Origin of the sequence: Clostridium sp. BSD9I1 (assembly GCF_900185645.1) — a bacterium.
In the GTDB taxonomy this organism is placed as follows: domain Bacteria; phylum Bacillota; class Clostridia; order Clostridiales; family Clostridiaceae; genus Clostridium_AK.
On sequence record NZ_FYAM01000024.1, the window covers coordinates 169,626 to 182,227 of the forward strand.

10 protein-coding genes are annotated in these 12,602 nt (G+C 31.4%); all 10 read right to left on the minus strand.

The annotated features are described in order from the left end of the window. Positions 1 to 39 precede the first annotated feature (39 nt). Positions 40 to 1,824: an aspartate--tRNA ligase gene (gene aspS / locus BSD9I1_RS14375; RefSeq protein ID WP_186430925.1), complete on the minus strand. Its 1,785-nt coding sequence runs from the start codon at positions 1,822 to 1,824 to the stop codon at positions 40 to 42. Between the two features lie 95 nt (positions 1,825 to 1,919). After that, complete coding sequence (locus tag BSD9I1_RS14380) at positions 1,920 to 3,350, minus strand: coproporphyrinogen III oxidase (protein WP_186430926.1); 1,431 nt, start codon at positions 3,348 to 3,350, stop codon at positions 1,920 to 1,922. Between the two features lie 20 nt (positions 3,351 to 3,370). After that, positions 3,371 to 3,976 carry an MBL fold metallo-hydrolase gene (locus tag BSD9I1_RS14385; RefSeq protein ID WP_186430927.1) on the minus strand — a complete coding sequence of 202 codons (606 nt, stop codon included), beginning with the start codon at positions 3,974 to 3,976 and terminating at the stop codon, positions 3,371 to 3,373. A gap of 17 nt (positions 3,977 to 3,993) precedes the next feature. Further along, on the minus strand, positions 3,994 to 4,443 hold the full coding sequence (gene dtd / locus BSD9I1_RS14390; RefSeq protein WP_186430928.1) for a D-aminoacyl-tRNA deacylase: 450 nt from the start codon (positions 4,441 to 4,443) through the stop codon (positions 3,994 to 3,996). 11 nt (positions 4,444 to 4,454) lie between these two features. After that, a complete protein-coding gene (locus BSD9I1_RS14395) occupies positions 4,455 to 6,644 on the minus strand; it encodes a bifunctional (p)ppGpp synthetase/guanosine-3',5'-bis(diphosphate) 3'-pyrophosphohydrolase (RefSeq protein WP_186430929.1) in 2,190 nt (729 codons plus the stop codon). A 169-nt stretch (positions 6,645 to 6,813) separates the two neighbouring features. Beyond that, entirely contained in the window at positions 6,814 to 7,332 is a 519-nt protein-coding gene (locus BSD9I1_RS14400; RefSeq protein ID WP_186430930.1) for an adenine phosphoribosyltransferase, read from the minus strand. Positions 7,333 to 7,581: 249 nt separating this feature from the next. Then, positions 7,582 to 8,436, minus strand: a complete 855-nt coding sequence (locus tag BSD9I1_RS14405; RefSeq protein ID WP_186430931.1) for a DHH family phosphoesterase — start codon at positions 8,434 to 8,436, stop codon at positions 7,582 to 7,584. A gap of 213 nt (positions 8,437 to 8,649) precedes the next feature. Then, positions 8,650 to 9,525 (minus strand): protein translocase subunit SecF, encoded by an 876-nt coding sequence (secF, locus tag BSD9I1_RS14410; RefSeq protein WP_186430932.1) that lies wholly within the window; start codon positions 9,523 to 9,525, stop codon positions 8,650 to 8,652. A gap of 1 nt (position 9,526) precedes the next feature. Further along, positions 9,527 to 10,792: a protein translocase subunit SecD gene (secD, locus tag BSD9I1_RS14415; protein WP_186430933.1), complete on the minus strand. Its 1,266-nt coding sequence runs from the start codon at positions 10,790 to 10,792 to the stop codon at positions 9,527 to 9,529. A 427-nt stretch (positions 10,793 to 11,219) separates the two neighbouring features. Further along, the gene (gene scfB / locus BSD9I1_RS14420) at positions 11,220 to 12,584 is read right to left on the minus strand and encodes a thioether cross-link-forming SCIFF peptide maturase (protein ID WP_186430934.1); all 1,365 of its coding nucleotides are present in this window, start codon (positions 12,582 to 12,584) and stop codon (positions 11,220 to 11,222) included. Positions 12,585 to 12,602: the final 18 nt, after the last annotated feature.

Here is a 12,602-nt window from a genome sequence, read left to right on the forward strand (position 1 = left end):
CAATTTAAATGTTTTTTATTAAAATTTATCAAAAACTTTTTATGAATTTTTTATTATTTCTATTCCAAGTTCCTTTATCTGATCTTCATCCACTACATTAGGAGCTTCTGACATTGGGCAATATGCATTTTGATTCTTAGGGAATGCAATTACATCCTTTATGTTCTCAGTCTCAGCAAGGAACATTGTCATTCTATCAAATCCAAATGCTAATCCGCCATGTGGTGGTGGACCATATTTAAATGCTTCAAGTAAGAATCCAAATCTTTCCCAAGCTTTTTCTTTAGTCAATCCAATAGCACCAAACATTTTTTCTTGCAGATTTGAGTCATGTATTCTTATGCTTCCTCCGCCTAGTTCCTCTCCATTTAACACCATGTCATAAGCCTTGGCCCTTACTTTACCTGGATCAGTATCTAAATACTGAATATCTTCATCCATTGGTGCTGTGAATGGATGATGTTCTGCTTCCCATCTATCTTCTTCATCATTGTATGAAACTAGTGGGAATTCTGTAACCCATGCAAATCTATATTCTTTATTATCCTTCAAAATCTCAAGCTCTTTGGCAACATGTAATCTTAATTGTCCAAGACTTTGGAAAACCACCTTATCTTTAGCATCTGAAACTATTAATATAAGATCTCCTACCTTAGCGTTCATTGTGTCTAAAATAGCCTTTAATTCATCTTCAGATAAAAACTTAGATATTGGAGATTTTATTTCATCTTGTTTATAAGCAATCCAAGCTAATCCCTTAGCTTTAAATCCTTTAACAAATTCAGTTAACTTATCTAACTGCTTTCTTCCCATATCTGCTGAGTTTTCTACTCTAATAGCTCTAACAGAGCCACCATTTTCTATAGCATCCTTAAACACTTTAAATTCAGACGCTTTAACTACATCAGTTAAATTATTAATTTCCATTCCAAATCTTAAATCCGGTTTATCACTTCCATACTTCTCCATAGCCACTTTGTAAGGTATTCTTTCCATTGGAAGCTTAACATCTATTCCCTTTACAGCTTTAAATACATGTTGAATTAATCTTTCAGTTAATCCCATAACATCATCTGCTTCTACAAAGGACATTTCTAAGTCAACCTGAGTAAATTCTGGCTGTCTATTTGCTCTTAAATCTTCATCTCTAAAGCATTTTGCTATTTGGAAATACTTATCATAACCAGACACCATTAAAAGCTGCTTAAATATCTGTGGTGACTGTGGCAATGCATAAAACATTCCTGGGTAATTTCTACTTGGTACTAAGTAATCTCTTGCACCTTCTGGTGTGCTCTTAGTAAGTATTGGTGTCTCCATTTCAAGGAAACCTTCTCCATCCATAAAATCTCTTACTGCCTTAGATGCCTTATGTCTTATCATTAAGATTTTCTGCATATCTGGTCTTCTTAAGTCTAAATATCTATGTTTTAATCTTATATTTTCACCTGCATCTAGATTTTCCTTTATGTATATTGGCGGAGTTTCTGATTCTGATAAGATCTTTATACTCTCTCCCTTTAGCTCTACCATACCAGTTGGTAATGTTTCATTTGCAGATTCTCTTTTTACTAAACTTCCAGTTATTGCTATGCAATACTCTGATCTAACAGTATCAGCCTTTTCAAAAGCTTCCTTATTTATTTCTTCTCCAAAAACTACTTGAAGGATTCCTGTTCTGTCTCTTAAATCAACAAATATTAATCCTCCTAAGTTTCTTTTTCTTTGTACCCAACCCATTACAGTAAATTTATTACCTACATGGGATTCTCTCAATTCGCCACACATTATGGTTCTTTTTAATCCTTTTAATGCTTCTCCCATTTGTTTTCCTCCTCATATTAATCCGAAGTTAGTAATTAAAATTTATATTAAAATATCAGGGACAATTATGTCTCCTATATCAAATAGTTTGTAAATTAATATAGTTCTTCTAGCATGGTTATCTTTTTTTCAATTAGCTCTTCTATTCGATTATTGTATTCTCTTACATCCTTTAAATTTGGGGCTCTTTCAATTCTATTTTCTTCTAAAAATACAATTTTCGTAATGGCATCTGCACCCATTGCAATTATGGTTTGACGTTCTTCTATCATTTGTATATTATAAGGGCTTTCCTTATCAGGCAATGAGTAACCTACATTTTCCATATTACCAAGCATGTTCTTTTGCCTATACATATAGTATGGTTCCATTTCCAGAGCTTCTGCTAATTTAACGGTTTCATCGTGCATTCCAATTAGCTCATCCAAATCTACAAGATTAAGATTTTGCTTTAAGTCATCTAGAAGCTTTGATCCTTTTTTAACAGACATACCATGCACTGTTAAGCTATCAGGCTTTAATTTCAGTATTTCACTACAAGTTTTTTTCATATGTACTAATCTCTCACCTGGAAGTCCAACTATTAAATCCATGTTTATATTATCAAATCCCATGCTTCTCGCCAAGTTGAACTTTTCAACGACATCCTGGGAATTATGATTTCTACCTATAAGCTTTAAAGTTTCATCATTCATAGTCTGTGGGTTTATACTTATACGCGTAGCCTTATATCTTCTCATAGTATCCAACTTTTCAAAACTTATACTATCAGGTCTTCCACATTCTACTGTAAATTCTTTTATATTATTTTTGTATATAAACTTATTATATATATCTTTCATTATTCGTTCAAATTGATCATTACTTACAGATGTAGGGGTTCCCCCTCCAAAGTACACATTTTCTATTACTAAACGCTTTTTATTTATAAATTCACTTATTCTCTCAATTTCATATGTTAACGCCTGTAAATATGGCTCTACAAGTTTACTACACCCTTTAATTGGATTAGATGCAAAGGAGCAATATAAACATCTTGTAGGGCAAAATGGCATTCCTATATAAACTGATATATTTTCACTTGATTTGTTGACTATGTCTTTTTCTCGCTTAGCTATCTTTATGCATAACTCTGCTTTTTCTTTACTAGCTAAATAACGCTTCTCATAATATTTAATTATTTCATTATAATCTTTACCTTCATTCATAAGTGCAAGTGCTATTTTGCTTGGTCTTATTCCAATGAGCGTCCCCCATGGAAAACTTTTACCTGTCTTTAAACTTAAAAACAGGTAAAGATGATTTTTTATTACTTCTTTTTTAGTAAACTCACTTTTAAGGTTAAATTCATCCTTATTAAGTCCATCCCATATAATTGCCAAATCGTCACTAACGTTTACATCTATATTTAAATCACAGGAATCACTAGTATTAAAATTTATCTCGCTAAAAGGATAAAATATATTTACTATTTGATATATTTCATACCTATAAGCTAATTCATTTAAATTTATATTTATTTTCATTTTACTGAGATGCTTCCTTCCTATAAAAATGGATTATACACCTTTTCATTTTTTACGGTAGTTTCAGGACCATGTCCTGGTAAAACTATTGTTTCATCTGGTAAGGTTAAAAGCTTAGTTTTTATGCTATCAATTATTGTATCAAAATCTCCACCTGTAAAATCTGTTCTTCCTATAGAGCTTTGGAACAGAGTATCTCCTGTAAATACTACATTGTCTATAAGAAAACACATTCCCCCTTCAGAGTGGCCTGGTGTCTCAATACATTTAAGCTTCATGTTTCCTATATCAAAAGTATCATTTTCTTTTATTTTAATGTCTGCTGCTCCACAATTTTGAGGATTTCCAAACATGTATCCTCCATTCATAATTAAATACTCATCCTTTTCATTAATACATACAGGTATTTCATATAGATTTCTAAGTTCTGCCACTGCTCCCGTATGATCAATATGTCCATGGGTGATAAATATGTACTTTGGATTTACTTCAAGCTTGCTTATAGCATGCTTTATACTTAAATAATCATCACCAGGATCTATTATTAAGGCATCTTTTGTGTTTTCATCCATTACAATGTATGAGTTAGCTGCATATGCACCTACTGGTATTCTTGAAATCTTCATATCCATACACTCCCATATTAAAATGTTTTTTTACTATCTAAAATTATAGTTACAGGTCCATCATTTTCAATTGTAACCTTCATATCGGCTCCGAATTCTCCTGTTTCCACATTTCCTAGCACTTCTTTACATTCTTTTACAAATTCCTCATAAAACTTTTTGGCTTCCTCTCCACCTAGGGCTTCTATAAAACTTGGTCTTTTTCCCTTTCTGCAGTCGCCATATAACGTAAACTGAGAAATAACCAAAAGTTCTCCTGCTACATCTATAAGAGATTTATTCATTTTACCTTCTTTGTCTTCGAATATTCTTAAATTTAATATCTTATCTTTTAAGTATTTTATGTCATCTATAGAATCTTCTTTTGCCACACCTAATAAAACATTAAGTCCTTTATTAATACTTCCTATTACTTTCCCATCCACTTCCACCTTGGAAAAATTAACTCTTTGAACTACTGCTCTCAAATCATCACCCTCTAGTTTTTTGTTCTGTAAACTTCCATCACACCACTTAATTTTTTAACCTTTTTTATTAATTCTTTCAATTGTTCTATATCAAAAATCTTAAGTTTTATATTTACAAAAGCTAATTTGTCTTTAGTCGTTTTAGCATTTATAGCATATAAATGTGCCTTTGATTGGGAAATTATATCCATTATCTCAGATAAAACTCCATCTCTATCTTCAGCCTTTACATGAATTTCTGCAATATATGATAAAGCCTTAGCATTCCCCCAACTTACATCTACTAGCTTTCCTTCCAAATCACTCATAAGATTTTCAACATTTTTGCAATCTTTTCTATGTATTGATACTCCTCTTCCCTTGGTAATATAACCTACTATTTCATCTCCAGGTACTGGGTTGCAGCATTTAGAAAACCTAACTAAAAGATTGCTTACTCCTTTTACTATGATTCCCATATCTGCTGACTTTTTCTTTATTATTCTTTCATCATACTGCTTTAAGTTTTTACCTAAAGAAGTATTTATCACTTCTTCATTACTAATAGATGCTTTATGACCCTTTTCATATTGTTCCTTTATCTTAGATACCAACGAAGATGAACTAATATCTCCTACTCCTACTCCTGCATATATATCATCTATGCTATTAAAATTATATCTTTTTAGAATAGCAGATAATATTTCTCCTTTAGCTATTTCACCAAAATTATATCCATGTTTTTTAGCTTCTCTCTCTAGAAGTTCTTTTCCCTTACTAATATTTTCTTCTCTTTTTGCCTTCTTAAACCAAGCCCTTATTTTACTCTTTGCTTGGTTGCTCTTTACTATATTAAGCCAAGCTATATTAGGTCCTTTTGAATTTGACGCTGTTACGATTTCTATGATTTCACCAGTTTTAAGCTTATAATCCAAAGGTACCATCTTCCCATTAACCTTAGCTCCTATGCACTTGTTTCCTATATCAGTATGTATCTTATAAGCAAAATCAATAGGTGTTGCATGACTTGGCAAATCTATAACTGCTCCCTTTGGAGTAAATACAAACACTTCATCGGAAAACAAATCTATTTTAAAACCTTCCATAAATTCTGCTGCATCAGAAGTTTCCCTCTGCCACTCTAACATATCTCGTAACCAAGATAACTTTAAATCCATGCTAGTACTAGGGTTCTTATTCTCCTTATACTTCCAGTGAGCAGCAATACCATACTCAGCCGTTTTATGCATTTCAAAAGTTCTTATCTGTATTTCAAATGGCTTTCCCTGTGGACCTATTACTGTGGAATGTAAAGATTGATAAAGATTAGGTTTTGGCATGGCAATATAATCTTTAAATCTACCTGGAATTGGCTTATACATAGTATGTACGATTCCAAGTGCTGCATAGCAATCCCTCACACTATCCACTAATATTCTTACTGCTGTTAAATCAAAAATTTGTTCCAAAGTTTTATTTTTATTTACCATTTTTCTATAAATACTATAAAAATGCTTAGGGCGTCCCTCTATATCAGATTCAATACCTGTTCTTTTGAGATTTTCCTTAAGCGATTTTGTTATCATCTCTATGTATGCTTCTCTTTCAGCTCTTTTTTCTGCAATTTTTTTCACTAAGTCATAATATTCATTAGGGTTTATATATCTAAAAGCTAGGTCTTCTAATTCCCATTTTATCTTGGAAATACCTAGTCGATGTGCAAGTGGTGCGTATATGTCAAAGGTTTCTTTAGCCTTTTCCTTTTGCTTTTCTATGGTCATGTACCTTAGGGTTCGCATGTTATGTAATCTATCTGCTAATTTTATAAGTATAACTCTTACATCACGAGCCATAGCTAAGAGCATCTTTCTTACATTATCCGCCTGTTGCTCTTCTTTTGTTTTATATTGAATTTTTCCAAGTTTTGTTACACCTTCTACCAAATCTGCTACTTCTTTACTAAATTCTCTCTCCAAATACTCATATCCATACTCAGTATCTTCAATTACATCATGAAGAAGACCTGCAACAATAGTACTGGTATCTAAGCCCATTTCAGCAAGTATTCCTGCCACTTCTATAGGATGAATAATATAAGGCTCTCCAGATTCTCTCTTTTGATCCTGATGTGCATTGAAAGCAAAATTATATGCCTTTTTTATAAGTTCAATATCATAATTTATACAATTTTTTTCTACTTTATTTAACAGTTTTTCAAGCATATTTTACTCCCCTAAAATCAAAGGCTGGTTTAACTAACCAGCCATCATATTTTACTTACCATTATATACTATTTAGTATAGACTTTCAAACTTTTATTTTTGCATAATTTATAGAGACTTCTCACTCATTATAAATTAGCATATGGGAATTTATTTGATGTATATCTCTTTATATATCATACTCCACAAGAGACATTACATCATATTTTTCAAGTTTATCTCTTCCGTGTAATTCAGTAAGTTCAATAACAAAATCCATAGCCACTACTTCTCCACCTAATGCTTCTACAAGCTTTGCTACAGACTGTATAGTTCCTCCTGTTGCAAGCAAGTCATCAACAATAGCTACTCTTTGACCTGGCTTTATGGAACCCTTATGAGCTTCTAATATATCTGTTCCATATTCTAAATCATAACTAACACTTACAGTTTCACAAGGCAGCTTACCTTTCTTTCTAACAGGAACAAAACCAACTCCTAAAGCATATGCTATGGGTGCTCCAAATAAAAATCCTCTAGCTTCTGGCCCTACTACCACATCTACATTTTTATTTTTAAGATGTTCAGCAATAGTATCTACAGTATATTTAAAAGCGTATTTATCATCAAGTATTGTTGTTACATCCTTAAAACTAATACCTTCCTTTGGAAATCCTTCTATAATACGAATCTTTTCTTTTAATTCCATTACTTCTTCCCCCTACTACTTAAATATATAATCTCTTCTTAGCATTTATTATTATATATTAAATTATGATAGATATTCAATATAATAACATAATCTTAAAAATATTTTACTAAAACGTTTTACACATGACTTCCATAATTTATAGAAATTTATAATTTCGTCATAAATTAGCACATCTCAGACTACTGAGATGTTTCATGCATGAGTTATAGAAATCTACGATTTCGTTATAACTCAGTACATCTCAATTCACTGAGATGTTTCATTCTTAAGGTACTTAGCAATTTGCAAAGCACGATCACTATTGCTTGTAGTAAATAATTCTACTGCTATCCGTGCATTGTCAAGTCCCCTTGAACTATTCCAAAATGGCATAAGACTATTTGCAAGACTATAGGAATTATTTATATTTACATATTTCATTTTATTCAAATTCATGAGAGCTTTTAATCCATAATTATTTGTATAATTCATGTGATAAATTCCCTCATCTATAATAATTTTATTTTCACCTACATAAGGAACATTACGAGCTATAGATCCAAGCATAACTAAATCTAAATATTTACTTACACTCTTCATTTGATAATAAGATGAAATTGCCTGTACCAATTTATATGCTACTGCTGCGCTTGAAAGTTCCTTAAAAGGATAATTACAATCTATCTGATTTGGATTTATTACTATGGTTTTAGGAATAATATTGCTAACATGGTGACTATCAGTAATTATTACATCTATACCTAGGCTTTTACATAACTCTACTTGATTATAAGAGTTTATACCACATCCAGCAGTTATAAGAAGATTTGCTCCTAAAAATTTTATATGATTTTCAATGGTATTTGTATCTATATCAAAACTTCCATCACTACCCTCTGATATAAAATATTCTACATCAGCATTTAGGTATTTTAATACCAAAAAAAGCACAGACACAGCTGTTACACCATCCAAATCATAACAACCATATATAACTATTTTTTCTCTTTCGTTAACAGCTTTAACTATTCTTCTTAAGGCCTCCCCCATGCCCTTTAATAAAAATGGGTTATGTAAGGAGGAAAGGTTCTGTAGTCCAATATTGCAAATCTTTTTCTCCATAATAATATCCTCCAAAAAAGTAAAAAGCAATATATATTATAATTTAAAATATGAGATTTTACAAACATTTTCGAGGATTTTTTACAAATAACTTTTATTAACCATTAAAAAAGGTGCTAGGATTAAGAAACTAGAGTAAAAGAAAACTCTACTATCGCAAAATTTCTTTTATCCTAGCGCCTCTTACCTAGCACCTAATCCTTAGTACCTATTTTAAGCTTCTTTTATCTTTCTATTCTTAAGTAGAACCCATATTGGACTTGCAATAAATACTGAAGAATATGCTCCACAAGCAATTCCTATTGTTAACGGGAATGTAAATTCTCTTATCGATGGAACGAATATATATACTGCCACTATAGTAATTAATGTGGTCAATGTTGTATTTATAGATCTTGACATAGTTTGAGTTATGCTTATATTAGCAATTTCTTTACTATCAATTCTTCTCATTTTCTTAACATTTTCTCTTATTCTATCAAAAATAACAATTGTATCATTGACTGAATACCCTGCTATAGTAAGTATTGCAGCTATGAAACTTGAATTTATCGGAATCTGAAATATTGAATAAACAGATACAGTTATTAATATATCATGTATTATAGCAAGTATTGCAGCTGCTCCAAATTTGAATTCAAATCTTATTGCCACATAAATAAGCATTGCTACATTCGCTAGCACAAAGGCAAGTATTGCCTTTTGTCTTAATTCCTGTCCTACAGCAGGCCCTATAGTCTGCTGTGAAATCAAGTCTTTATCCTCTAACTTATATTTATCCTTTACTTCTTTAAATAGAGGTTGTATTTCGCCTTCTTCTAAAGAATTACTTCTTATTTCTAACTGGACCTCATCCTTTTCATTTACAGCAGTATTGGTTGTATAATCATTTGCATACTTAGCAATTATTTTCTCTACATCTTGTTTATTAAAATCTTGCTTCATATTTATTTGAACTAATGTTCCACCTCGGAAATCAATACCGTAATTTAGCCCATCTTTTATAAAGAATACTAAACCTGTTATAATTATCACCAACGAAATTGCAAACCATATTTTAGTTTTCTCCATAATTTTAAAAGATTTCATGCTATTCCACCCTCCTTCTCACACCAAAAGCTGATAAATTCTTTAATAGGCCCATATCTACAGCAAGTTTTAAAAGATAGTTAGTTACTATAATAGCTGTAAACATACTAAGAACTACACCTATCATTAAAGTGAGAGCGAAGCCTTTTACTGCACCTGAACCTAAATTATATAAAACTAATCCTGATATAATAGTTGTTATATTTGAATCTAATATTGAAGAAAGAGCATTATGTGAGCCCACTTGCACAGCAGATCTTACTGACTTACCATTTCTTAATTCTTCTCTTATTCTCTCAAATATAAGTACATTTGCATCTACTGCCATACCTATAGTTAATAAGAAGCCTGCTATACCTGATAGAGTCAAAGTAGCATTTATAGATACAAAAGTACCTAAAAGTAATACTATATAAAACACTAATGCTATATCTGCAATAAGTCCAGGTATTCTATAATATAAAAGCATAAATAGTAATATTAACCCTATTCCTATTGCACCAGCCTTAATACTTAATGGTAATGCATTAGTTCCAAGTGTTGCACCTACAGTTTTAACCTCCACAGGTTTTACTACAACAGGAAGAGCACCTGACTTAATAATACTAGCCTGTCTTTTTGCTTCTTCTAAAGACTTACTTCCTTCAATCATACCTTTTCCATTTGGAATTATACTATTTACTGTAGGATTGGTAAGCATCTCTTCATCCATATAAATTGCTATAGGCTGACCTATGAACTTTTTTGTAGCCTCTGCAAACTTCTTAGTTCCTTCATCATTTAACTCAAAACTGATTATAGGCTGATTAGTATCTGGATTAAGTTGTGCTACTGCATTCTTTACATCTTTTCCTGTAAGTATTACCTTTTTATCTGGTCCTACAAATTTAAGTTCACCAGTTTTTCCAACGGTATCTATAACTTCTTTAGCATTATATACCCCTGGAATTTCAATTCTTATTCTCTTTTGTCCTTCACGTGCTACTACAGTTTCGCTTACTCCAAGTTTATTTATTCTCATAGATAAAAGTTCTATGGTTCTTTCAATAGTATCATTATCAACATTTTCATCCTGTATTTCTTCTACTAGGGATACACCACCTTGAAGATCCAACCCTCTTTTAATAGCTTCTGAAAAAGGTTTTACTCTATATCCTGAACCAAATATATTTTCTACTCCATAAGATCCTGCATATGCTATAAAACCTACAAGTAGAACAAAAATAATAAAGATTAGTGCACTTTTTCCTGTATTGTTCTTTTTCATCTTTCTCCCCCTTTGCTTTACTACCTTATCAATTGTTAGTTAGTGTACTATGGCCTAATTTTGTTATTAAAATTTCATCTAAACCTTAGTTTACTTTATATTAAATACTAATTTTTTACGTTCGACACATACAAAAATTATATAGCTAATGTAAATAATAGTCAACCAAAAAGGATATTTCGACATTTCCAATGCTTTGGCTAGTATATAATTTCCATTGTATAAAGCATTTAATAAGCACTAAAAGGTCTTTATTTCTGAAATCAAAATATCATTAAGAGCCTTCTACTGTCTGACCAAAGGGAGTTTAGAAGGTTTAGACATTTTACTTTCAGAAATATTAGACCTTTCTTTTGCGAAACGAACGCTTTCTTAAATGCAAATTTTCTGCAGGAGGTTTAGCATTAAAAATGTCGCATTTTTTCTATTATTCTTCCATAATTTTTGCTTTAAGTGCAATTGCACATTCTATTCTCTTCTTCTGCATTTCACAGCCTAGTTCATAAGGAACATTCATATCTTTATTAAAGTTGTAGTTATTAGCTTGACATCCGCCACTGCAATAAAATCTTGCCCAGCACTCTAAACACTTTGGCTTGTAGTAAATGTTTGCCTTTTTAAAGTTATCTGATATTTTTGGGTCTAAAGTATTGTCAAAAATATTTCCCATTTTAAAATCTTCATTTCCTACAAATTGATGGCAAGGGTATATATCTCCCGTTGGAGTAATAGCTACATATTCATGTCCTGCTCCACAACCTGAAATTCTCTTATATACACAGGGTCCCCCTTGGAGATCTATGTTAAAATGATAAAACTTAAAAGCATTGCCTTGTCTATGTCTTTTTAACATTTCATCATAAAGCTTATCGTATTGCTCAAATATTTTAGGTAAATCTTGGACCTTTAGAGCAAGTTCATGGTCGTCTGGAAGTACTACAGGTTCTATAGATATTTCATCAAAGCCTTCTTTTGCAAGATGCATAACATCTTCAAAAAAGTCTGGATTTTCATGAGTAAAAGTACCTCTTACATAGTACTGCTTGTCCTTTGATCTTCTATTTACCATTTCTTTTATTTTTGGCAGTATTGCATCATAGCTTCCGCTTTTATCTGCTCTCATTCTTACTTTATCATTTATTTCTTTTCTTCCGTCAATACTTAAAACAATGTTACCCATGTTTTCATCTAAGTAATTCATTATTTCATCATTAAGTAAAGTAGCATTTGTAGTCATAGTGAATCTTATAGTTTTATTATGTATTTTTTCCTGTGCTTTTGCATACTCAACAATTTCTTTTATAGCATCAAAGGCCATTAAAGGTTCTCCACCAAACAAATCAACTTCTATATGCTTTCTAGGTCCTGCATTTTTGATAACAAAGTCTATTGCTTTTTTACCTACTTCTGGGGTCATTATACCCTTATGTCCTCTATATTCTCCTTCATCTGCAAAACAATATTTGCATCTTAAATTGCAATCATGTACTATATTTAAACATAAAGCTTTTATATAAGAAGTTCCTTCATAAGCCTTTAGTCCTATATCTTCATACAAGTCCTTTGAATAAAGAACTCCTTCTTCTACTAATTCCTTTAACTCTTCATAAGCTTCCTCTATATCTTCTTTGTTGTGCTTTTCTGCATACTTTGCTAAAAGTTCTTCTTTTCCTTTTATTCCATTTTCATCTAGTAAATCATATACAAGCTCGTCTACAATGTGTACTGCACCTGAATTAACGTCTACAATATAATACTCACCATCTTGGATAAACTTATGAATATCAGCCAATTTATTTTCCTCCTAACT

Excerpts from the sequence above, each read along its gene's own strand:
- BSD9I1_RS14400 (WP_186430930.1), bottom strand. The coding sequence starts at position 7,332 with ATGGAATTAAAAGAAAAGATTCGTATTATAGAAGGATTTCCAAAGGAA.
- BSD9I1_RS14380 (WP_186430926.1), bottom strand. The coding sequence starts at position 3,350 with ATGAAAATAAATATAAATTTAAATGAATTAGCTTATAGGTATGAAATA.
- secF (WP_186430932.1), bottom strand. The coding sequence starts at position 9,525 with ATGAAATCTTTTAAAATTATGGAGAAAACTAAAATATGGTTTGCAATT.
- BSD9I1_RS14395 (WP_186430929.1), bottom strand. The coding sequence starts at position 6,644 with ATGCTTGAAAAACTGTTAAATAAAGTAGAAAAAAATTGTATAAATTAT.
- BSD9I1_RS14405 (WP_186430931.1), bottom strand. The coding sequence starts at position 8,436 with ATGGAGAAAAAGATTTGCAATATTGGACTACAGAACCTTTCCTCCTTA.
- secD (WP_186430933.1), bottom strand. The coding sequence starts at position 10,792 with ATGAAAAAGAACAATACAGGAAAAAGTGCACTAATCTTTATTATTTTT.
- BSD9I1_RS14385 (WP_186430927.1), bottom strand. The coding sequence starts at position 3,976 with ATGAAGATTTCAAGAATACCAGTAGGTGCATATGCAGCTAACTCATAC.
- aspS (WP_186430925.1), bottom strand. The coding sequence starts at position 1,824 with ATGGGAGAAGCATTAAAAGGATTAAAAAGAACCATAATGTGTGGCGAA.